This window comes from Klebsiella sp. CN_Kp075 (assembly GCF_040065055.2).
Classification (GTDB): Bacteria; Pseudomonadota; Gammaproteobacteria; order Enterobacterales; family Enterobacteriaceae; genus Klebsiella; species Klebsiella aerogenes.
Genome location: NZ_CM198050.1, coordinates 3,298,064 through 3,320,346, shown reverse-complemented (window position 1 = coordinate 3,320,346; position 22,283 = coordinate 3,298,064). Strand labels below are relative to the sequence as shown.

22 protein-coding genes and 1 pseudogene are annotated in these 22,283 nt (G+C 56.8%); 9 read left to right on the top strand and 14 right to left on the bottom strand.

Annotated features, from left to right (window positions below; translation table 11 throughout):
* Positions 1–230: 230 nt before the first annotated feature.
* Positions 231–476 (top strand): annotated as a pseudogene (locus tag ABLV78_RS15930) (T6SS immunity protein Tli3 family protein); the annotation flags it as partial.
* A 55-nt stretch (positions 477–531) separates the two neighbouring features.
* Positions 532–945: a hypothetical protein gene (locus tag ABLV78_RS15925; protein WP_226473710.1), complete on the top strand. Its 414-nt coding sequence runs from the start codon at positions 532–534 to the stop codon at positions 943–945.
* Between the two features lie 141 nt (positions 946–1,086).
* Here ABLV78_RS15925 and ABLV78_RS15920 read toward each other — a convergent pair whose 3' ends face one another.
* The gene (locus tag ABLV78_RS15920; protein ID WP_072251592.1) at positions 1,087–1,209 is read right to left on the bottom strand and encodes a small membrane protein; all 123 of its coding nucleotides are present in this window, start codon (positions 1,207–1,209) and stop codon (positions 1,087–1,089) included.
* A gap of 266 nt (positions 1,210–1,475) precedes the next feature.
* Between ABLV78_RS15920 and ABLV78_RS15915 the strand changes: the two genes are divergently transcribed.
* A complete protein-coding gene (locus tag ABLV78_RS15915) occupies positions 1,476–1,700 on the top strand; it encodes a hypothetical protein (protein WP_047043587.1) in 225 nt (74 codons plus the stop codon).
* Between the two features lie 620 nt (positions 1,701–2,320).
* Positions 2,321–3,568, top strand: a complete 1,248-nt coding sequence (gene agp, locus ABLV78_RS15910; RefSeq protein WP_047043585.1) for a bifunctional glucose-1-phosphatase/inositol phosphatase — start codon at positions 2,321–2,323, stop codon at positions 3,566–3,568.
* Positions 3,569–3,634: 66 nt separating this feature from the next.
* Here agp and ABLV78_RS15905 read toward each other — a convergent pair whose 3' ends face one another.
* Both ABLV78_RS15905 and wrbA read right to left on the bottom strand, forming a co-directional pair.
* Positions 3,635–3,862 (bottom strand): YccJ family protein, encoded by a 228-nt coding sequence (locus ABLV78_RS15905; protein WP_015367252.1) that lies wholly within the window; start codon positions 3,860–3,862, stop codon positions 3,635–3,637.
* 20 nt (positions 3,863–3,882) lie between these two features.
* On the bottom strand, positions 3,883–4,479 hold the full coding sequence (gene wrbA / locus ABLV78_RS15900; protein ID WP_015367251.1) for an NAD(P)H:quinone oxidoreductase: 597 nt from the start codon (positions 4,477–4,479) through the stop codon (positions 3,883–3,885).
* Positions 4,480–4,870: 391 nt separating this feature from the next.
* Between wrbA and ABLV78_RS15895 the strand changes: the two genes are divergently transcribed.
* The gene (locus ABLV78_RS15895) at positions 4,871–5,044 is read left to right on the top strand and encodes a con-10 family general stress protein (RefSeq protein ID WP_015367250.1); all 174 of its coding nucleotides are present in this window, start codon (positions 4,871–4,873) and stop codon (positions 5,042–5,044) included.
* Between the two features lie 157 nt (positions 5,045–5,201).
* The gene (locus ABLV78_RS15890) at positions 5,202–6,128 is read left to right on the top strand and encodes a DMT family transporter (protein WP_045396980.1); all 927 of its coding nucleotides are present in this window, start codon (positions 5,202–5,204) and stop codon (positions 6,126–6,128) included.
* Positions 6,129–6,172: 44 nt separating this feature from the next.
* On the opposite strand, the gene rutG is transcribed toward ABLV78_RS15890, so the two are convergent.
* The 7 genes from rutG to rutA are packed head-to-tail and all read right to left on the bottom strand — an operon-like array spanning position 6,173 to position 11,595.
* A complete protein-coding gene (gene rutG, locus ABLV78_RS15885) occupies positions 6,173–7,495 on the bottom strand; it encodes a pyrimidine utilization transport protein G (RefSeq protein ID WP_047043581.1) in 1,323 nt (440 codons plus the stop codon).
* Between the two features lie 21 nt (positions 7,496–7,516).
* Complete coding sequence (rutF, locus tag ABLV78_RS15880; protein ID WP_047043578.1) at positions 7,517–8,011, bottom strand: NADH-dependent FMN reductase RutF; 495 nt, start codon at positions 8,009–8,011, stop codon at positions 7,517–7,519.
* Between the two features lie 10 nt (positions 8,012–8,021).
* On the bottom strand, positions 8,022–8,612 hold the full coding sequence (locus tag ABLV78_RS15875) for a malonic semialdehyde reductase (RefSeq protein WP_047043575.1): 591 nt from the start codon (positions 8,610–8,612) through the stop codon (positions 8,022–8,024).
* On the bottom strand, positions 8,609–9,412 hold the full coding sequence (gene rutD / locus ABLV78_RS15870; RefSeq protein WP_047043572.1) for a pyrimidine utilization protein D: 804 nt from the start codon (positions 9,410–9,412) through the stop codon (positions 8,609–8,611). The genes ABLV78_RS15875 and rutD overlap by 4 nt, the downstream gene beginning before the upstream one ends.
* Positions 9,409–9,801 carry a pyrimidine utilization protein C gene (gene rutC / locus ABLV78_RS15865; RefSeq protein ID WP_047043569.1) on the bottom strand — a complete coding sequence of 131 codons (393 nt, stop codon included), beginning with the start codon at positions 9,799–9,801 and terminating at the stop codon, positions 9,409–9,411. Before rutC ends, rutD begins: the two co-directional genes overlap by 4 nt.
* Positions 9,794–10,504: a pyrimidine utilization protein B gene (gene rutB, locus ABLV78_RS15860; RefSeq protein ID WP_047043566.1), complete on the bottom strand. Its 711-nt coding sequence runs from the start codon at positions 10,502–10,504 to the stop codon at positions 9,794–9,796. Before rutB ends, rutC begins: the two co-directional genes overlap by 8 nt.
* Positions 10,504–11,595 carry a pyrimidine utilization protein A gene (gene rutA, locus ABLV78_RS15855; RefSeq protein ID WP_045396962.1) on the bottom strand — a complete coding sequence of 364 codons (1,092 nt, stop codon included), beginning with the start codon at positions 11,593–11,595 and terminating at the stop codon, positions 10,504–10,506. The genes rutB and rutA overlap by 1 nt, the downstream gene beginning before the upstream one ends.
* A gap of 284 nt (positions 11,596–11,879) precedes the next feature.
* Between rutA and rutR the strand changes: the two genes are divergently transcribed.
* Positions 11,880–12,518, top strand: a complete 639-nt coding sequence (gene rutR / locus ABLV78_RS15850) for an HTH-type transcriptional regulator RutR (protein WP_045396960.1) — start codon at positions 11,880–11,882, stop codon at positions 12,516–12,518.
* On the opposite strand, the gene ABLV78_RS15845 is transcribed toward rutR, so the two are convergent.
* On the bottom strand, positions 12,515–12,910 hold the full coding sequence (locus ABLV78_RS15845) for a lysozyme inhibitor LprI family protein (protein ID WP_045396958.1): 396 nt from the start codon (positions 12,908–12,910) through the stop codon (positions 12,515–12,517). The genes rutR and ABLV78_RS15845 overlap by 4 nt on opposite strands.
* A gap of 167 nt (positions 12,911–13,077) precedes the next feature.
* Positions 13,078–17,040: a trifunctional transcriptional regulator/proline dehydrogenase/L-glutamate gamma-semialdehyde dehydrogenase gene (gene putA, locus ABLV78_RS15840; RefSeq protein ID WP_047043562.1), complete on the bottom strand. Its 3,963-nt coding sequence runs from the start codon at positions 17,038–17,040 to the stop codon at positions 13,078–13,080.
* A 422-nt stretch (positions 17,041–17,462) separates the two neighbouring features.
* Between putA and putP the strand changes: the two genes are divergently transcribed.
* Positions 17,463–18,971, top strand: a complete 1,509-nt coding sequence (gene putP / locus ABLV78_RS15835; RefSeq protein WP_045365591.1) for a sodium/proline symporter PutP — start codon at positions 17,463–17,465, stop codon at positions 18,969–18,971.
* A 96-nt stretch (positions 18,972–19,067) separates the two neighbouring features.
* Here putP and ABLV78_RS15830 read toward each other — a convergent pair whose 3' ends face one another.
* On the bottom strand, positions 19,068–20,156 hold the full coding sequence (locus ABLV78_RS15830; protein WP_072251571.1) for an AI-2E family transporter: 1,089 nt from the start codon (positions 20,154–20,156) through the stop codon (positions 19,068–19,070).
* Positions 20,157–20,397: 241 nt separating this feature from the next.
* Between ABLV78_RS15830 and ABLV78_RS15825 the strand changes: the two genes are divergently transcribed.
* The gene (locus tag ABLV78_RS15825; protein WP_047043559.1) at positions 20,398–20,832 is read left to right on the top strand and encodes a DUF3574 domain-containing protein; all 435 of its coding nucleotides are present in this window, start codon (positions 20,398–20,400) and stop codon (positions 20,830–20,832) included.
* Between the two features lie 33 nt (positions 20,833–20,865).
* Here the strand turns inward: ABLV78_RS15825 and ABLV78_RS15820 are convergent, their stop codons facing one another.
* Positions 20,866–22,050: a NupC/NupG family nucleoside CNT transporter gene (locus ABLV78_RS15820; RefSeq protein WP_047043556.1), complete on the bottom strand. Its 1,185-nt coding sequence runs from the start codon at positions 22,048–22,050 to the stop codon at positions 20,866–20,868.
* Positions 22,051–22,283: the final 233 nt, after the last annotated feature.

Genomic DNA, 22,283 nt, shown 5'->3' with positions numbered 1-22,283 from the left:
CTGCAGCTGTAACCAAATTCTTTATGAACAAACCGAATGAAGTTTTACCCACGGGCAAGTTTGGAGTGTTAAACGAATTTAACAATGCGACCAGGGTGAGGCCATCCCGCGACCTGGCTGCCGGTAATCAGGAAGTGGCAATCCTGCAGTGGGAGATGCCGAAACCCAAAAGTGACAGGGAACTGGATATAGGAAACCAACGGTCAGCTCTCGATATTAAGGGAATATTTATGAAGCAGACATACACATCAGGGACCGTTCTGGCGGCCATGCTTATGGTCGTTGGATGTCAGGCGCAACAACCGCCGACGCAGGTTATTTATCGTTTCGATGACCACCGTTATCTGGAGCTGAAAGGTTGGGACTGTGAGGGCGAACTCTGGTATACGGATACCCAGAGGGGGATTCATACTGAGCCGGTAAGTCAGTTCTACCGAATTTTTACCAAAAAATTTATCCACCCTTCTGATCGCTATACATTACCGCGGAACTGAATTTATCGTCTGGTTACGTGGGGGAGATAACTTCTGTGTGGATGCATTGAGGAGGGTACTGGAGCATCTGAACATCCCTAACGCCAACGCCTGTGAAGTGGAATACCTTACCGAGTGTCCTGAATACGGCATTGTGGGTAAATGGATCGCTGCGCCCGATGACAACGTCATTAACCGAATCGTCATTACTGTCGATATGCATGAAGAAGACAGTGATTCAAAAAGTATGGAAAGCGCCTGTGCATTTTTGTTCACTAATCACTATGTCAGAGGATCAGGCGAAAAGCCGGTATATCTTTACCAGCCGATGTCCGGCATTGCTGATGTAGAAGAAAAGATCCCAGTCTATCTGGAGGTTAAGTCCGTTACTGCGCCTAAAACACTGTGGTATACAGGATTGCCCAGAGTGGATAAATACCCATTATTGCTTTTGGCGCCGGTGTGTCATTGACTGTTTTAGCCGTCAATAAGGCATATCAACATATGGGGTATTGAGCTGAATCATATTGTATTTACGGGAAGAAGCCGACCGTGAGATCGACTCCTGTCCCTGGTAATACGCAGCCCGGGTGTAAAGATTGGCAAAGTGAAATTATTTCTTTTTTTTATCGGTTGGCAACTGAGCGGCGCGGCGTTCTTTGATATAGGACACCAGACTGTAAACGGCGACTCCCAGCAGAGCAATCGCCACGATAAAGAGCACAAAACCCGACATAAATTAACCTAATGAGTTGTTTAAACAGAAGAAAAAATAACGCCTCACGAAGACGATATCATCGGGATGTTTCCGAAAGATGACCTAAAAGTGCCAAAGGCATCCGGCATGGCTCGTTATGTTAAAGTATTGATGGTGTTAATGTGTTTATGACGCTCTGTGGGCGTCCTGGCGTTGGATGTAACACTCCGTTAAGTCAATTTACAGACGAACGGGATGGCGGCTGTTACGCTAATCGTTGAATGAGAATTTTCTGAGAGTAATGCATGTTTAAAAAATGTCTCGCCGGCCTGCTTGCTTCGGCGCTTATGCTGACGGCTTTTGCCAGTTGGGCGCAGTCGGAAAGCCAACAGGTTCGCGAACGAATTGTCGAGCAGGTGTTAAAACCCTGCGAAGGTAAAAAAGCCGGGGATAAAGTGGTTATGGTCGATCGCCGGGGCGGCGAACATGAAGCGATTTGTACGCTGGCGGCGGTGCCATTACCGGAATAGACGCCGCTTTCGCCACTCCCTCTGCGACACTCATCCTGACTCTGTTTTATGCCTTCGGTAGCGGTTAAGTTCATACCAACTGAGGTACTCCCGGGTTATGGCTTGCGCTTTATCCGGGCGACCGGCGGTGCCGTTTTTTGTCGGGTGCGGCTAACGCCTTACCCGATCTACGGTCCGTGCGGCCTGTCGTTAATTTCTTCACCACGCTGGCTGACACTACTGGTGCTGGTGATCTCAAAACCCCCGGTGGCGCTGCCGCTTACCGGGGCTACAGCGCTGGGCGATTTGGTAGCCCGGAGAAGGCGCAACGCGCCGCCTCCGGGAAAACCCCCTGGCAGCGATTAGCCGCCCACTGTGCGCTCCCTGCGCCGCGGAAAACATATGGCAGAAAAATTAACCGGGAGCGCAATATACTCTGGAGCGACACGAGATAAACGCTTTTCTCAAGCTAAAAAGTTGTAAACCGATAACAGTATCTACGGTCCTGAATCTGCCGCTCCCGGCCATCTCTGAAGTGTTAAAAAAGCGACCGACGCCTCAGTTTGTGAGCCATTGCCCGCAAAAATGTCATAAATCCGTCACAATGATGGCGATGATAATAAATGACTGAGGATGAAGGGATGAAAAAAAGTCTACTCGCTGCCGCGGTGGCCGGGGCCGTATTGTTATCCGCCGGCGTGCAGGCGCAGGACGCCGTTGCGCCAGAGGGCTATCAGCTGCAACAGGTGCTGATCATGAGCCGCCATAACCTGCGCGCGCCGCTGGCCAATAATGGCAGCGTACTTGAGCAGTCGACGCCGAAATCCTGGCCGCAGTGGGATGTACCAGGCGGTCAGTTGACCACCAAAGGCGGCGTGCTGGAAGTCTACATGGGTCACTATATGCGTGAGTGGCTGGCGCAGCAGAAGCTGGTGAACAGCGGCGAGTGCCCGCCGGAAAATGCGGTTTACGCCTACGCCAATAGCCTGCAGCGCACCGTTGCAACCGCGCAGTTCTTTATCACCGGCGCTTTCCCGGGCTGCGGGGTGCCTGTGCATCATCAGCCGCAGATGGGAACCATGGATCCTACTTTCAATCCGGTCATTACCGATGATTCAGCCGAATTCGCGCAAAAAGCGGTGCAGGCGATGGAGAAAGAGCGTCAGGGGATGCAGCTCGCTGAGAGCTACAAGCTGCTGGAAGAGATGACCGACTATCGCAATTCACCATCCTGTAAAGAAAAGCATGTCTGCTCGCTTAGCGACGGTAAAGATACCTTTAGCGCCAAATATCAGCAGGAGCCGGGCGTCTCCGGGCCGCTGAAGGTCGGCAACTCGCTGGTCGACGCCTTCACCCTGCAGTACTACGAAGGTTTTCCGAAGGATCAGGTGGCGTGGGGCGAAATTGCCAGCGATAAGCAGTGGCAGGTGTTGTCGAAGCTGAAAAATGGCTATCAGGACAGCCTGTTTACTTCCGCGGAAGTGGCGCGCAACGTCGCTAAGCCGCTGGTCAAATATATCGATAATGCGCTGGTAGGCGATGGCGCCGCGAAGGCGAAAGTAACGCTGCTGGTCGGGCATGATTCCAATATCGCTTCGCTGCTGACGGCGCTGGACTTTAAACCCTACCAGTTACCGGGCCAGTATGAGCGCACCCCCATCGGCGGCAAGCTGCTGTTCCAGCGCTGGCACGATAGCGGCAGCAATCGCGATTTAATGAAAATTGAGTATGTCTATCAAAGCACTGAACAGCTGCGCAATGCCGACGCATTGAGCCTGCAATCCCCGCCGCAGCGGGTCACGCTGGCGCTTAACGGTTGTCCGGTAGATGATCAGGGATTCTGCCCGCTGGAGACGTTCAAAAAGGTCATGAACGAGGCGGCAAAATAAAACAAAAAACCCGGAGCAATCCGGGTGAAGAATTAGCGCGGGCGCAATGCCCGCGTAATTGAGCTATCAGACGTTTTTACGTTCAATGGTCTGTTCGCCCCAGAAGAGGCTGTCTTTGTCGGTTTTGGCGAAAGCTCGCGACAGCACCTCATCGCTGCCTTCTTCCCAAATTTTCTCCGCCAGCTTTTCATCGTAATTCGCGAGTTCGAAAATGGCTTCGGCGATTTCCAAAGAGGTATTACGTAAGCTTGCCCATTCGCCCACGTGGTGGGCCTTCGCTTCTTGGTTCGGCATGCAACTCCTCCTGTTAAAGGTTAGCCGTGTAATTTCACAGCCACATTGGCGACGTGTTCACCCTGATAGCGAGCGATAGCCAGCTCTTCCTGGCTTGGTTGACGGGAGCCGTCGCCGCCTGCGATGGTGGTTGCGCCATACGGCGTGCCGCCGCGCACCTGGGAGACATCAAACAGCTCCTGCGCGCCGTAGCCAATCGGCACAATGATCATCCCATGATGGGCAAGGGTAGTCCAGGTTGAGGTAATTGTCTGCTCCTGGCCGCCGCCGGTACCGGTTGAACTGAAGACGCTGGCGACTTTGCCATACAGCGCGCCAGACGCCCACAGACCGCCGGTCTGATCCAGGAAGGTGCGCATTTGTCCCGACATATTGCCGAAACGGGTAGGGGTACCAAAGATGATGGCATCATACTCCGCCAGTTCCTGCGGTGTGGCGACGGGCGCATTTTGTGTTTTCCCGCCTGCTTTGGCAAACGCTTCAGCCTGCATAGTTTCCGGCACGCGCTTCACAACCACCTCAACGCCGTCAACTTTATTTGCCCCTTCGGCAACGGCATGGGCCATGGTTTCGATGTGTCCATACATGGAATAATAAAGCACCAGAATTTTAGCCATTTGCATCACTCCTCGGTTGCGTAATTGTCCAGCCAAACGACTGGCTATCTATAAAGATAAGGCCTGTGGCGCAGAGTGCAAATCCAACAAACATTTGTTTGATTTATAACAAAATGGCAAAGATTAATTTGCAACGTATCTCGTAGCAAATAGATACATTTTGCGCAGGGCTGATTTCAGCTGAGAGAAGAAATGCTTAGCGGTTGCGCTCGCGGCTGGCGTCTGGTTTTGACGATTAAATGTTGCGGAATGTGACTATTTGCCCAGGGAATGAGTTTCATTTACTACGCTTATAAGCACGCGATGCATAATGGCCATGCCATATGCCGCGGGGGCTTAGGCCCTGAACTCACCTAATGCAATATGATGTCAAATCCAATGGAGGTCAGTAATGGCAAACCATCGTGGCGGTTCCGGCAACTTTGCCGAAGATCGTGCCAGAGCATCAGAAGCAGGTCGTAAAGGTGGCCAGCACAGCGGGGGGAACTTTAAAAACGATCCTCAACGCGCCTCGGAAGCTGGCAAAAAAGGGGGTAAAAATAGTCACGGTAATCGCAATAGCTAGCCGGGACTGTCTTTAATGATGCGGTGTTAATCTCCCCCGACCCTGCCGCATCACCCTCGCCGCCGACGTATGTCGGCGGTTTTTTTGTCAATGGGTGTTGCTTTCGGCCTGAAGCGCCTGCGAAACTGGTTAGCTATTTTTTGCTATTGGTCGCCGCATGTCTTCGCTCAAACTCTCAATAACGCCGCAGGAACTGATCCTGATTGTGATCACCATGTTCTGGGGCGGTACCTTTCTTGCCGTACAATACGCCGTGAGCTTTAGCGGGCCGTTTTTCTTCGTCGGCCTGCGCTTCGCCACCGCCGCGCTGGCGGTGGCGCTACTGTCGCTGCGTACGCTACGCGGCCTGACCTGGCTTGAGGTTAAGGCCGGTGTCGCGATCGGCGTGGCGATTGCGCTCGGTTACAGCCTGCAAACCTGGGGCTTACAGTCCATCTCCAGCAGTAAATCGGCGTTTATTACCGCCATGTATGTACCGCTGGTACCGCTGTTGCAGTGGCTCTGTCTGGGGCGCATGCCCGGCGTCATGTCCTGTGTGGGCATCGTGTTGGCGTTTATCGGGCTGATCCTGCTGGCGGGGCCGGAAAATAATCTGCTGGCGTTGGGAATTGGCGAAATGATTACCCTGGCAAGCGCCGTGGCTATCGCTGCCGAAATCATTTTAATCAGCGCGTGGGCGCGTCAGGTCGATGTGCGCCGGGTGACGGTGGTACAGCTGGCGACCGCTTCGCTGGTGGCATTTGCCGCGATGGGCCCGGCAGGGGAGTCTATCCCGCCGATGCGCCCGGAACTGCTGGCCGTCGCGCTGGGGTTGGGGATTTTCAGCGCCATTATTCAGGTCACCATGAACTGGGCGCAGCGTAGCGTATCGCCAACGCGGGCGACGCTGATTTACACCGGCGAGCCGGTTTGGGCTGGCGTGTTTGGTCGTATCGCCGGCGAGCGTTTGCCGCTGCTGGCGCTGGTGGGCTGTCTGTTTATTCTCGCCGGGGTACTGGTCAGCGAGCTGAAGTGGAAGAAAAAATCACGGTCGCAGATCGCGGCGGAGGAAGCACCAGAGCTTGCGGATCGGCACGAGCCCTAATTTTCGCCCCGGCAGCCGCACCGCCGGGGCGAACCCATCCCTGGTTATATCGTAGTGGCTTTCGCCACCTTTTCCTGATGCTGGCGGCGGTTAAGCAACGCATGCAGCGCAATAGCGCCGAAAGTCGCCGTCCCAATCCCGCCCAGGCGGAAGCCACCCAGCGACAAGGTAAAATCGCCTGCGCCCAGAACCAAAGTCACCGCCACCATGATTAAATTCGCATTCTGGCTGAGATCGACCCGATTTTGCACCCATATCCTCGCCCCGGTGACCGCAATCAAACCAAAAACCACGATTGACGCGCCGCCAATGACCGGGCCTGGAATCGTATGAATCAGGGCGCCGAACTTGGGTGAAAAACCGAGCAGGATGGCGATCAGCGCCGCGGCGACAAACACCAGCGTTGAATAGACTTTGGTCACCGCCATAACGCCGATGTTCTCCGCATAGGTGGTGACGCCGCTACCGCCGCAGGCGCCGGAAAGCAGGGTCGCTAGCCCGTCGCCGACAAACGCGCGCCCCATCCAGGGATCCAGATTGCGTCCGGTCATTCCCGCGACGGCCTTCAAATGCCCCAGGTTTTCCGCCACCAGAATGATGGCCACTGGCGCTATCAGCAGCATCGCCTGGCTGTCAAAGGTGGGCGAAGTAAAGTGCGGGACCCCAAACCATGCCGCCTGAGCGACCGGGGCAAAATCCAGCGGTTTGCCAAGACCGAATCCGTTGGCCAGCAGCGCATAGAGCGCACAGGCGATAATGAGCCCCACCAGGATCAGCAGACGCTGCAGCAGTCCTCGGGTAAATACCGCGACGGCGCCGATACAAAGCACCGTCAGCATCGCCATCCAGCTGTCGAAGGCGTTGGCGGAAACGCTGTGCACGGCAATCGGCGCCAGGTTAAGACCGATCGCCATCACCACCGCGCCGGTTACCGCGGGCGGCATCAGACGCTCTATCCAGCCGGTGCCGATTTTCATCACCACCAGCCCAATCAGGGTATAGAGCAGCCCGCAGGCGATGATGCCGCCGAGGGCGACGCTGAGATGAGGATTCAACCCCTGACCGGTAAAGCCGGTAACGGTGATGACCACGCCGACGAAGGCGGCGCTGGATCCAAGATAGCTCGGTACCCGACCGCCGGTGACGACGAAGAACAGCAGAGTGCCCACTCCCGACATCAGGATAGCCAGGTTTGGATCAAGCCCCATCAATAAAGGCATTAATACGGTCGCGCCAAACATCGCCACGGCGTGCTGCACGCCCATGATCAGCGTTTGTGCGGCGGATAAACGTTCATCCGGGGCGACAACGCCGGCATCCGCGGCGGGGGAGGTTAACTGCCAGCGAGGAAAACTGAAGAGTGCCATGATGATATCCCGGGTGAGAGGTTAACAAACGGGCCGCATAAGCGTGTGGTAGCCGCGGTCAAACCACATCAGACCGCGCGGTTCCGGCTGGCGGCTGATAGCCACGACCTGGCAAAACAGAATGTCATGGGTGCCGACCTGCAGCCGCTGGTCGATGCGGCAGTCGAAACTGACCAGCGCCTCTTTCAGCCGCGGGCAGCCGGTCGCGCCGGTTTGCCAGACGGCGGCGGCGAAACGTTCCGCCATCGGGGTTTTGCCGCCAAAGATAGTCGATAATTCCTCCTGCCCTGCCGCGAGGGTATTGACGCAAAGGGTCTGATGCTCGCTGAATATCGGCCAGACCGAGGCCGAACGGTTGAGGCACACCAGCAGCGTAGGCGGGGTGTCCGTTACGCTGCAGACCGCGCTGGCGGTAAAACCGGCGCGCCCGGCAGGTCCTTCGGTGGTGATAATGTTCACCGCCGCGCCGACGTGGGCCATGGCGTCGCGAAAACTTTGTCGATCCGCTAGGTTCATTATCGTCTCCTTATACCAGCAGGCAGGCTTCATCAAAGGTCAGGCGCGGCAGTCGGTCGTACAGTTTGCCGGGGTCGCCATAGCCGATATTCACCAGCAGATTGCTTTTCCAGCCGCTGTCGGCGAAAAACGCCGCATCGACTTTCTCGCGCTCGAACCCCGACATCGGGCCGGTGTCGAGGCCCAGCGAGCGGCAGGCGAAAATCAGATACGCCGCCTGCAGCGAGCTGTTGCGAAAGGCGGTTTCCTCAGCCAGCTGCGGGCTGGAAGTAAACCAGCTCCGGGCGTCGCCGTGGGGAAACAGCGCGGGCAGGCGGTCGTAAAACGCGCTATCCCAGGCCACGATGGCGGTGACCGGCGCCTGCATGGTTTTTTCCACATTGCCGCTGGAGAGCGTTGGGCGGAGTTTCGCTTTGCCCTCGACGCTGCGCACAAAAACGATTCGCGCCGGTGAACAGTTGGCCGAGGTCGGCCCCATTTTCATCAGGTCGTAAATTGCCCGCAGTTGCTGGTCACTAACCGCGAGATCTCGCCAGCCATTGTAGGTCCGGGCACGGGTGAAAAGGGTTTCGCAAGCCTTTTGGTTGATTGCTTCGCTCATATATTCTCCTCGGCGACCGGCAGCAGGGCCGCCAGACCGTCGCGTAAGATAGGGTTAAAAGTGTCGCTGTCGGTAACGTTACAGGCATGGCCGCCCCAGGCCATTTCCACGAGTCGGCTACCGGGTATCGCCGCCTGCAGCATTCGCGAGCAGGAGGCGGGGACCAGCAGGTCGTCGGCGGCGCTGATGATGAGCGTCGGGCAGGCGATAGCCGCCGCGCGGCGCGAAAAATCCGCCTGTTTCAGGGCCTGCAGCCGTTTCAATAGATTCTCCTTGCCCTGGAAATGGCTAATGGCCAACGCGTCTTCAGCTTCGAGACGCGGCAGGCGGGCTGCCATCCACTCTGCCGGATAGAGAAACAGCGGTTGAGCCTCGACCCACGCCTGAACGCCGCCGGCATGCAGCAGGCGTTCGCGGACCTGAAAGCAGCGGCGGGTATGCGGCGACAGCGTCAGCCAGCCGTTGACCAGCACCAGGGCGCTGACCGCGCGTGGATAGTCGAGCGCCAGCTGCAGGCCAATCAGCGCCCCCAGCGCGTGGCCTACCAGCGCGAAGCGCGTGAGACCGGCCGCTTGCAGAGCGAGGAAAAGCTCCTGCGCCATGGTCGCCATACTGTAATTTTCCGCCAACGGGCCGCTATTCTCCCCGGTACCGTTATGGTCATAGAGCACCAGTTGATAATGTTGTTCCAGCGCCGCCCGCTGCGCCAGCCAGTACGCGCCAGCGCCGCCAAGCCCGGCGCTCAGCACCACCACCGGCGCGCCGGGCCACGGCGGCGGGGCAATATTGAGCCTCATCATGTTGGAGTACCGATATGGGCGACGCTGGCAATCTCCACCAGCGCATCGGGTTTCACCAGCCCGCACTGAATACAGAAACGCGCCGGTTTATCACCGGGGAAAAACTCGGCGTAGACCTCGTTAATCGCGGCGTAATTTTGCCAGTCTGTAATAAAGATACTGTTGAAGGTCACATCCGCCATACTGCCCCCCGCCGTTTCGATAACGCATTTGATGGTCTCCAGCACGTGACGGGTTTGCGCCTTTGGGTCGCCGGGGTAGAGCACATTGTTTTGCTTATCAAACGGTAGAGTGCCGGAGACATACACCACCCCGTCGGCGAGCGTCCCAGGAACAAAGGGGGCAATCGGCGTAGCGGTGCCGGGGGGAATAATCACCTGTTTAGGCATAGCGTTTCTCCTCGCAAAAAGCGAGCGGGGCGGCGCCTTCTATGGCGCGACAGAAGCTGCCGACATCGCTGACCCAGCCGAAAAAGGTTTCAATGTTGAACAACGCCGCCTGTTGCGCGAAGGCGGGGCCTGCCTGATGGGTGGCATCCTCCAGCACCACGCCGAAGTATTCGAGGAAGAAGCCATCGCGCAGCGTCGATTCGACGCAGACGTTGGTGGCGATGCCGGTGAACACCAGGTGGCGAATACCGCGGCTGCGTAAAATGCTGTCGAGCGGGGTATTGAAGAAACCGCTGTAGCGCGGTTTCGGCAGGACGATATCGCCCTCCTGCGGCCGCAATTCGTCAACCAGTTGATAATCCCAACCGCCTTTTGCCAGCAGCTTGCCCTGCAGTTCCGGGCGTTGGCGCATGGTCTTCAGCGCGTTGGATTTATGGTAATTCGGCGAGCCGGGGCCGCCGGCTTCCACATACTGTTCGTCCCAGCCATTCTGGAACCAGATAATTAACATGCCTGCGGCGCGGGCGGCGGCCACCGCGAGATTAATATTATCGATAACCGGCCGGGTGGCGGAGACGTCAAAACCGGCGAGATCCAGATATCCGCCCTGGCTTGCATAGGCGTTTTGCATATCGACCACGATCAGCGCGCTGTGCTGGGGCGCGAAGGTCAGCGATTCCGGGCGAGCGGGAAGGGTAATCATCAGGCCACCTCGCGGGTAATGGGAGCAATATGGTCACGGCAGCGCATCAACGGCTGAATACGTTCGCCGAAGGCGTCAATGCCCTGCAGGAAATCATCGAAGGTCAGCAGTACGCCGTCGGTACCGGGGACCGCCGCCACCTCATCGAGCATACGGGCGACGTTGGCATAAGAGCCGACGAGGGTGCCCATATTGATGTTGACCGCGGAGGTGGGGTCGGCCATCTGGCGGACGTTGGTATCGCTGCCGGAGCGGGTATCTTTCTGGCTCTGTTCGGTCAGCCATGCCAGCGCCTCTTCATCCGCGCCGGCCTTGTAGTGTTCCCATTTAGCGCGGGCCGCTTCGTCAGTTTCGTCGGCGATCACCATAAACAGCACGTAGGAGCCAACGTCGCGGCCGGTTTTTTCCGCCGCCTGCATCATCCGTGCGGCGGTGGGCGCGAAGGCGGCGGGGGTATTAACCCCTTTGCCAAAGCAAAAGTTGTAGTCGGCGTGTTGGGCGGAGAACGCCATGCCGGCGTCGCTTTGCCCGGCGCAGATAACCTTCATCGGCTGCGAGGGCCGCGGGCTGACCCGGCAGTCGTTCATGGTGAAGTAATCACCTTTAAAATCGCTGCGCCCGGTGCCCCACAGGTCGCGCAGAACCGTAACGTATTCAGTCAGGTAGTCATAGCGACTGGCGAAGTATTCATCGCCGGGCCAGATCCCCATCTGGTCATATTCCGGTTTTTGCCAGCCGGTCACCAGATTCACGCCAAAACGTCCGCCGGAGATAGAGTCGATAGTGGACGCCATGCGGGCGACGATGGCCGGAGGGAGCGTCAGCGTCGCGGCGGTGGCATAAATCTCTATCTTCGACGTCACCGCCGCCAGACCGGCCATCAGGGTGAACGATTCCAGGTTATGATCCCAGAATTCCGTTTTTCCTCCAAAGCCGCGCAGTTTGATCATGGAGAGCGCGAAGTCGAAATGGTAGCGCTCGGCCTTCTGCACAATCGCCTTATTCAGTTCGAAGGACGGCATATACTGCGGCGCATGCGTGGAAATTAACCAGCCGTTATTACCAATGGGAACGAAAACACCGATTTTCATAACTACCTCTCTGTCGTCATGGAAGATGAAATCGCGCGGTGCGGCATCCTGCCTCTCCCCGAACCACCTCGCAGTGGAAATAAAGCAAAGGTAATGCCAGTTTTAAAAAAGGTTTTGTTATTAATGTGTTGTGTAATGGTTGCCGGATTTGATGATGAAAATGTGGACCGAATGGTCAAAATCAGTGCACGAAAAAACGGCAGTCATGCGCGATCGGAGTGCGCAGGGTCGTGTCGGCGAGGGGCTTTTGCTATGCTGAAGACGACTACTGAAGGAGAAGACGTATGGCACAGGGCGCCGTGAAAAAAACCGGCAAGCGTTCACAGGCGGTGAGCGCCAAAAAAGAGGCCATTCTGGCCGCTGCGCTGGAGACCTTCTCGCAGTTCGGCATTCACGGTACGCGGCTGGAACAGGTCGCTGAACTGGCCGGGGTATCGAAAACCAATTTACTCTATTACTACCCGTCAAAAGAGGCGCTGTACGTTGCCGTGCTGCAGCGGATCCTCGCCATCTGGCTGGCGCCGTTGCGGGCATTTCGCGAAGATATCAGCCCGCTGGTGGCGATCCGCGAATATATTCGCCTTAAGCTTGAAGTATCGCGCGATCATCCTCAGGCCTCCAGACTGTTCTGTCTGGAGATGCTACAGGGGGCGCCGCTGCTCATGGGCGAACTGACCGGCGATCTGAAGGCGTTGATAGATGAAAAGTCGGCGATAATCTCGTCATGGATTGATAGCGGCAAGCTGGCGGCGGTCGATCCGCAGCACCTTATCTTTATGATCTGGGCGACGACGCAGCATTACGCCGATTTCGCCACTCAGGTGGAGGCGGTAACCGGCGCAACGCTGCAGGATGAGCAGTTTTTCCAGCAAACTGTGGATAACGTGCAGCGGATGATTATCGAAGGGATCCGCGTACGTTAATTAGCTGGCGGCAGCGGGCAGTTTTGGTCGCCGTCTTCGCACTGAAGCAGCGAGGCGAGGAAGGCTTCGCGCTCGACGCTCTTATCGGTCATGCACTGGCTTATCAGCATCGGTTGCATACTGCCGCCTTCCGCGCCGGAAGCGAGAAACGCGCAGTCGGCGTCACGCAGGGAAATCCACGCCTGCTGGGCTTTTTTCAGCAATTCAAGCTGTTTGCCGGAGGCGCGTTTCAGCGCCTGCTCCCAGGTCTCATTCAGCTTTTTATCGGCCGCCTGATATTGTGCGGCGGCGCACTGGTTCATTTCGGTTTGCGTGTTGGCATTGCTGCAGTCATCCGCCCACGCCGCGCCGCTGGCTAATAGGGCAGCCACGGCAATTAAAGTGCGTTTCATCGTTCTACTCCCATAAAAAAAAGCTCCCGTCCGGGAGCCTTAATTAAGCACAGCTAACGTCGGCTGTCATTAGTTGAACACACCGTAGATGTCCCGGATGGCGGCCGGGCTACCCTTTGGCGGGGTTATGTAGCCCCGGTAAGCGTAGCGCCACCGGGGAGCCCGTTTTAGCCGATGGTCATCAGGCTGGCGTTACCGCCTGCCGCGGCGGTGTTGACGCTCAATGAACGCTCGATATACAGGCGCTCCAGCAGCAGATTGGTTTCGCCGCGGGCAAAGCCCTGCACCGATACAATTGCCCCGTCGTGCGCCGCCACCTGCTCACACAGCTCGCGCAGCTGATCGGAATCACCATGATAAATGACCGCGTCGAAGGCCTGACTGGTCAACTGATCCGCTTTCGCAAAATGAATCCGCTCGCTGACCTCACGCGGCAGTTTCTTCGCCAGTTCGCGCTGCAGGGCGCTATCCGGCCACAGCACTTCACAACCAACCGCCATCGCCGCCGCCAGCTGAATCAGCGCGTCCTGCTCGTTATCCGCCACGCACAATACGCGCTCGCGCGGCATCAGCGTCAGGGTATTGCGCTCGCCGGTTGGCCCTGGCAGCAGGCGTTGGGTGCCGCTTTGCGCCAGCTCGCTGTATTGCTGACACAGCGCCTGCAGTTCAGGACGGCCAGCCGCCCACTGCTGCAGCGCCTGCAGCGGTTTCTCCAGCAGCGTTTTCAACTGGGCGTCCAGCGGACGCTCCGCATCCTGGCGGGCGAAAGTGACGCCGACCGCGCCCTGCGGGCGACTGGACAGCAGACGATACAGGTACAGCGGGCCGCCGGCTTTCGGGCCGGTGCCCGATAACCCTTCGCCGCCGAACGGCTGTACGCCGACCACCGCGCCAACCATATTGCGGTTGACGTACAGGTTACCGACTTTCGCGCTGCCGGTGACCTGCGCAATGGTCTCGTCGATACGGGTATGCACGCCGAGGGTCAAGCCGTAGCCGGAGGCGTTAATCTGCTCAACCAGCTTATCCAGTTCGTTACGGTTATAGCGCACCACGTGCAGAACCGGGCCGAAGACCTCTTTTTTCAGTTCGTCGAAGCTCTCGAGTTCGATAAGCGTCGGCGCCACGAAAGTACCATGATTCCACTCGCGGGCATCTTCGCTATTTTCACGTACCGCCTGGAAGACATTGCGGCCTTTCGCGCGCAGCGCCTGAATATGGCGTTCGATATTCTCTTTGGCTTCCGCGTCGATTACCGGGCCGATATCGGTGGTCAGGCGACCCGGATTACCCATCCGGCATTCGCTCATCGCGCCGCGCAGCATGGTTAACGTATGGTCGGCGACTTCTTCCTGCAGGCAAAGCACGCGCAGGGCGGAACAGCGCTGGCCGGCGCTGTCGAAAGCCGAGGCCAGTACGTCGATCACCACCTGCTCGGTGAGCGCCGACGAGTCGACGATCATCGCGTTCATGCCGCCGGTTTCCGCGATAAGCGGTGTCGGACGGCCCTGCGCATCAAGGCGGTTAGCGATGTTGCGCTGCAGCAGCGTCGCTACTTCGGTCGAACCGGTAAACATTACGCCGCGAACGCGTTCGTCTGAGGTTAGCGCGGCGCCGACGGTTTCCCCGCGGCCCGGCAGCAGTTGAATCACCCCCGGCGGTACGCCGGCTTCCAGCAGAATCGCTACGCCTTGCGCGGCGATAAGCGGCGTCTGCTCGGCCGGTTTGGCCAGCACGCTGTTGCCTGCCGCCAGCGCCGCGGCAATCTGGCCGGTGAAGATCGCCAGCGGGAAGTTCCACGGGCTGATACAGACGACCGGGCCCAATGGACGGTGGGTTTCATTATCGAAATCGTCGCGCACCTGACCGGCATAATAGTGAAGGAAGTCGACCGCTTCGCGCACTTCAGCAATGGCGTTGCTGAAGGTTTTGCCAGCTTCGCGCACCAGGATCCCCATCAGGGTCGGCATCTGGCTTTCCATCAGTACGGCAGCGCGCTCAAGAATGGCGGCGCGTTCCTGCGGCGGAGTGGCGAACCAAATTGGCGCGTTATTGATAGCGCTTGTCAGCGCCTGCTGCACTTCGGCATCGCTGGCTTCGCGGACGTAGCCGACGATATCTTTCGGTTCCGCCGGGTTAATGACCGGCTGCATCTCGCCTTCTACCACCGGCTGCTCCAGCATCGGTAGCGCCTGCCATTTATGCAGCGCGCTGTTAAGCAACGAAGAGGAGAGGGAGGCCAGTCGGTGTTCGTTAGCCAGATCCAGACCGGCGGAGTTGCTGCGGCCGTTACCGTAGAGATCGCGCGGCAGCGGAATTTTCGGATGCGGCAGGCCGGCCTGGCCTTCCTGCTGCGCCAGTTTTTCGACCGCGCTGACCGGATCGGCCACCAGTTCGTCCAGCGGCAGGGTATTATCCGCGATACGGTTAACGAAGGAGGTATTGGCGCCGTTTTCCAGTAGACGACGCACCAGATACGCCAGCAGCGTTTCATGGGTACCGACCGGCGCGTAGATACGACACGGACGGTTTAGTTTGCCGTCGGCGACTTTGCCCACGACCTGCTCATACAGCGGTTCGCCCATGCCGTGCAGGCACTGGAACTCGTACTGGCCAGGGTAGTAGTTTTGCCCCGCCAGCTGGTAGATAGCCGCCAGCGTATGGGCGTTATGGGTGGCAAACTGCGGATAAATCAGGTTCGGTACCGCCAGCAGCTTTTTGGCGCAGGCGAGATACGAAACGTCGGTGTAGACCTTACGGGTATAAACCGGATAGCCTTCGAGGCCTTCCATCTGCGCGCGTTTGATTTCGCTATCCCAATAGGCGCCTTTCACCAGGCGAATCATCAGGCGACGGCGGCTGCGGGTCGCCATGTCGATCAGCGAATCAATCACAAACGGGCAGCGTTTCTGATAGGCCTGAATAACAAAGCCGATACCGTTCCAGCCGGCCAGCTCCGGTTCGAAGCATAGTTTTTCCAGCAGGTCGAGGGAGATCTCCAGGCGGTCGGCCTCTTCGGCATCGATGTTAATGCCGATGTCGTACTGGCGCGCCAGCAGCGTCAGCGATTTAAGGCGCGGATAGAGCTCTTCCATGACCCGGTCATACTGCGCGCGGCTGTAGCGCGGGTGCAGCGCGGAAAGTTTAATTGAGATCCCCGGCCCTTCATAAATGCCGCGGCCGTTGGAGGCTTTACCGATGGCGTGGATCGCCTGCTGATAAGAGACCATATAGGCCTGCGCATCGGCGGCGGTCAGCGCGGCTTCGCCGAGCATATCGTAGGAGTAACGGAACCCTTTCTCTTCCAGCTTGCGGGCGTTGGCCAGCGCTTCGGCGATGGTTTCGCCAGTGACGAACTGCTCGCCCATCAGGCGCATCGCCATATCCACGCCTTTGCGGATCAGCGGTTCGCCGCTCTTGCCAATAATGCGGTTCAGCGAGCGGGAGAGGCTGGTCTCATTATGCGTCGACACCAGTTTCCCGGTAAACAACAGCCCCCAGGTGGCGGCGTTAACGAACAGCGACGGGCTGCGGCCGATATGCGATTGCCAGTTGCCGTTGCTGATTTTGTCGCGGATTAGCGCATCGCGGGTGGCTTTATCCGGAATGCGCAGCAGCGCTTCGGCCAGGCACATCAGCGCCACGCCTTCCTGCGAGGAAAGCGAGAACTCCTGCAGCAGGCTCTGCACCATGCCAGCGCGGCCGCTGGCGGTTTTCTGGTTGCGCAGCTTTTCCGCCAGCTGGTAGGCCAGCTTGTGCGCCTGTTCGCCTAACGGCTGCGGCAGACGGGCCTGCTCCAGCAACATCGGTACCGCATCGGTTTCCGGGCGTCGCCAGGCCGCAGTGATCGCCGCGCGGCTGACCGATTGCGGTAGAATTTGTTCGGCGAACTCCAGGAACGGCTGATACGGCTCGTCCGCCGGAGCGCCTGCTTCATCGCTTTCATTGGCGGCGCCGGAAAGGAGCGCCGGCAGTTCCGGTAGCGTCTCGTCGTTTTCCAGCTTTTCCAGATAGTTGAAGATAGCTTGCTTAATCAGCCAGTGCGGCGTGCGGTCAATACGGCTCGCGGCGGACTTAATGCGTTCGCGCGTGGCGTCGTCAAGTTTTACACCCATGGTGGTGGTGCCCATTGCGGGAACTCCTGTTAGCTATGTAATGCCCTTTTATTGGTTGCGTAGAAATATCACCTATGTTGCAACTTTGTGCAACCTTGTTAATTGTGACCTGGCTAGCAAGCTGAGAAATGAATGAATTGTTAATAGCCTTGATAAGATTTTCCAATAAATAGCCTCATTCAAATAACGTATTTATCTGCGTTGCTTAACAGTTTTTTCAGGTGCAACCCGTAAAAACGTGAGGGAGTGCAACCTATAGAAAATTGCTATTTTTCCTGAGACAACTTTCGTGTAAATGCTGTGTTAAATCGTTTGTGAAATACCGACGCATCCGTCAGGATACGCTCGCCCAATACAACCAATACGCCATTACCCCGTTCCGGTAGTGGATAAAACGACAAAGTTGGACGTTGTCGAAATAAATTCTGGAGATTTGCATGGCTATTAGCACACCCATGTTGGTGACGTTTATTGTTTATATTTTTGGCATGGTACTGATAGGTTTTATTGCCTGGCGCTCAACCAAGAACTTTGACGATTATATTCTCGGCGGCCGCAGCCTTGGGCCATTTGTGACCGCGCTCTCTGCCGGTGCATCAGATATGAGCGGCTGGCTGCTGATGGGGTTACCGGGGGCGATTTTTCTCTCCGGGATTTCCGAAAGCTGGATCGCCATCGGCCTGACCCTGGGGGCGTGGATTAACTGGAAACTGGTGGCCGGGCGCCTGCGCGTGCATACCGAAGTCAACAACAACGCCCTGACGCTGCCGGACTATTTTACCGGACGCTTCGAAGATAAAAGCCGTGTGCTGCGTATTATCTCCGCGCTGGTTATCTTACTGTTCTTCACTATTTATTGTGCTTCCGGGATTGTTGCCGGCGCGCGTCTGTTCGAAAGCACCTTCGGTATGAGCTATGAAACCGCGCTGTGGGCCGGTGCCGCCGCGACAATCATCTATACCTTCGTGGGCGGTTTCCTGGCGGTGAGCTGGACCGATACCGTGCAGGCCAGCCTGATGATCTTCGCGCTGATTTTAACGCCGGTGATGGTGATTATCTCGGTCGGCGGTTTCGGCGATTCGCTGGAAGTGATTAAGCAAAAAAGCATCGAAAATATCGACATGCTCAAGGGACTGAACTTCGTGGCGATTATTTCGCTGATGGGTTGGGGTCTCGGTTATTTCGGCCAGCCGCATATTCTGGCGCGCTTTATGGCGGCGGATTCTCACCACAGCATTGTTCATGCGCGTCGTATTAGTATGACCTGGATGATCCTCTGTCTGGCGGGCGCGGTATCGGTCGGTTTCTTCGGTATCGCCTACTTTAATAACAACCCGAGCCTGGCGGGCGCGGTTAATCAGAACGCCGAACGGGTATTTATCGAACTGGCGCAAATCCTGTTTAACCCGTGGATTGCCGGGATCCTGCTGTCGGCCATTCTGGCGGCGGTCATGTCGACCCTGAGCTGCCAGCTGCTGGTCTGCTCCAGCGCGATTACCGAAGATCTGTATAAAGCCTTCCTGCGTAAAAACGCCGGTCAGAAAGAGTTGGTCTGGATCGGCCGCTTCATGGTGCTGGTGGTAGCGCTGATTGCGATTGCGCTGGCCGCTAACCCGGAAAACCGCGTACTGGGTCTGGTCAGCTACGCATGGGCAGGCTTCGGCGCCGCATTTGGCCCGGTGGTGCTGTTCTCGGTGATGTGGTCGCGTATGACTCGTAACGGCGCGCTGGCCGGGATGATTATTGGCGCGGTTACGGTTATCGTCTGGAAACAGTTCGGCTGGCTGGGACTGTATGAAATCATCCCTGGCTTCCTGTTCGGCAGTATCGGGATTGTGGTCTTCAGCCTGCTGGGCAAAGCGCCATCGGCGGCCATGCAGCAGCGTTTTGCCGAAGCGGACGCGCATTACCATTCTGCGCCGCCGGTACGCGCTACCGCTGAATAAAAGTAGCGAGCACCAGAAACCGCAACGGCTCCCATCAGGGAGCCGTTTTTTTTGCCGCCTGTACGGCCCGGCGGAAAGCTGCTGGCGGTCAGGCGGTTACTTCGCCGCGCCTTCGTTTACCCAGTTCATGAAGATCAGATACCCGATGGAGAGCAGAGTGGCGCCAATAAACATCCCGAGAATGCCATCGGTGGCCATGCCGCCCAACGCGCCGAGCAGAACGATCGGCATCGGCGCGTCTACGCCGCGCCCCAGCATTAGCGGTTTGAGGACGTTATCGACCATCCCGGCGACAATCAGCAGGACGGTAAACACGATATTCACCGCGGTGCCGTGGTCGCCGGTCATCCACATAATGGCAATCGCCGGGGCGGTGACCAGTATCACCGGGATTTGCGCGATACCGAGCACCAGCGCCAGCACGAAGAAGATACCGGCGGCCGGGATCCCCGCCAATGCAATGATAATTCCCGTCAGCAAGGCCTGAATCAGCGCCACGCCGATCACCCCCTGCGCGACGGCGCGGATGGTGCCGGTGCACAGGCGGCTCAGGGCAACACCTTTAGTTTCGTCGGTGATACGAACGGCGATACGTTTAGCGCTGTTGGCACCTGCCGCGCCCCAGGTCATGATGGCGCCGGCGACAATAAAGGAGAGGACAAAGCCCAGCAGCCCGCCGCCCATACTTGCCAGCACGCCGAGCACCAGTTTCGCCGCCTCGCCAATTTGCGTGTGATAACTGCTCAGTACCGCCGGCAGGTCCGCCGAGGCCTTCAGCCAGAACGCATACAGCTTACCGCCGACGAGGGGAATAGAGGCGACGTTGGCCGAAGGGGGCGGCAGCGTGAGATCGCTGCCGCTGACCTTATCAATCAGGCTACCGGCGCTTTCGCCAAGCGAGGTCACCATGAAAATGGTCGGGATGACGATAATCAGCAGGCCGAATAATACCAATATGGTTGATGCCAGCCCCTGTCGCCCGCCGATACGTCGCGCGATGTGTTGATGTAAAGGGTAGAGGGTGACGGCCAGGATCAGCGCCCATAGCATCATGTTCAGGAACGGCGAGAAGACGGTAAAGCAGAAGGAGGCCAGCGCCAGTATCAAGCCGAACTTAATAAACATATCGAGAAAGCGGGTGACAATTCTTTTCTCAATATTAGCTAACTCATTATTTTCTATCATGAATTATTCCAGTTGTTATTTTACGCGGCCGCCAGGCCAGTTAAAAACGCTCAACTATAGAGAAGTCTTTGAAATAAAAAACGCAGGAAATAATTTAAAAAAGAATTTCGCCCAGGCTGTGTTTATCAGTGTAGAACAAAAGAAAATACGCCGTATCGCCAGAGAGTAATGTTCGCGCCTCTCTTGCTAATTCACTGAAAATACGCTGATATCTGGGTACAAAAAACAATGAGGATAGCAAATGAAATTACCCCAGGCCGCCGCGGCGCTGATCGTTGCCGCACTGTTGACAGGATGCGTGGCGCCATCCGAGAAAAGCGCCGTGCGCGTTGATAATAACGCCTGTCCGGCGGACAACGCGATGGTGCAAACCACCCTTTATTTCGGCCTTAGCCGGCCAGCGGGGAAAGATATTACCGCCCAGGAGTGGCAGCAGTTTGTCGACCGCGATGTGACGCCGCGTTTTCGCGATGGCTTGACGGTTTTTGATGCCCGCGGCCAGTGGTTAGGTAACAATGGCGCAGTGGCCCGCGAGTCCAGCAAGGCGCTGATGCTGATTCACAGCAATGATGCGAAAAGTGAGCAGGGGATTGAAGCGCTGCGTAATACGTATAAGACGCGATTCGCCCAGGAGTCCGTTATGCGCGTTGATCAGCCGGTGTGCGTACATTTCTGACGAACAGGGCGGGGAGAGCCCCCGCCCGACGAGTTACAGCACCAGCCCGGCAAAACTGGCGGACAGCAGGCTAACCAGCGTCGCGCCATAGACCAGACGCAGGCCGAAGCGGGAAACGGTGTTGCCCTGTTGCTCGTTAAGCCCTTTAATCGCCCCGGCAATGATGCCAATGGAGGCGAAGTTGGCGAACGAGACGAGAAACACGGAAAGGATCCCTAGCCCGCGCGGCGTCATGCTGGCGGCAATTTTCTGCAGCTCGATCATCGCCACGAATTCGTTAGCGACCAGCTTGGTGGCCATAATACTCCCGGCATTTAGCGCGTCGCTTAATGGAATACCCACCAGCCACGCCAGCGGATAAAAGACGTAACCGAGGATTTGCTGGAAGCTTAGGCCGAAAACGGTCGCAAATAACGCATTAACGGCGCTAATCAGGGCGATAAAGCCGATTAGCATCGCCAGAATAATCATCGCCACCTTAAAGCCCGCCAGGATATATTCGCCCAGCATTTCAAAGAAACTCTGCGATTCATGCATCTTTTCAAGCTTTATTTCAGCTTCGCTGCCGGGGCGCGTAGGGTTAATAATCGACAGCACAATAAAGGTGCTGAACATATTAAGAATCAACGCCGCCACCACGTATTTCGCATCAAGCATGGTCATATAGGCGCCGACGATCGACAGCGATACCGTTGACATGGCGGTCGCCGCCATCGTGAACAGGCGACGCGGAGAGAGGTCCCCGAGTACGCCTTTGTAAGCAATAAAGTTTTCCGACTGGCCGAGGATCAGCGAGCTGACGGCATTGAATGATTCCAGCTTGCCCATGCCGTTCACCTTCGACAGCAGGGTGCCGATCAGACGAATAAAGATCGGCAGAATACGCCAGTGTTGCAGAATACCTATCAGCGCGGAAATAAAGACGATTGGACACAGTACGCCGAGGAAAATAAAGGCCAGCCCTTTTTCACCCATCCCGCCAAATACGAAGTTGGTCCCTTCAGCGGCGAACCCGAGTAACGAAGCAAAAAAGCCTGAAATATTTTTCACTACCCATAACCCGCTTTCGGCGTGAAGGAAAAAGAAAGCCAGGGCGATTTCAATAATAATTAACTGCAGAATGTAGCGAATGCGGATTTTTTGACGGTCATAGCTGGCAAGCCAGGCGAGGGCGAGAATAACCGCCAGCGCCAGCAGGAAGTGCAAAATTTGAGTCATGTTATTTATTTCGCAGATAAATCAGGACCGCCATTTAGCCACAGCGCTACGGTCCGGTAAATATGCGACATAAAAAATCATGCTATTTGCCATTTTAATGCTTAGCTGGTGAGATATTTTCGTAAGTGACTATTTTGTAGCGATTAATTTACAGCTTGTCATCATTCCCTGAACATTTCGCTTGTGTTTCTCATTGTTGTAATGATAATCACTATCATAAATATTTACCTATC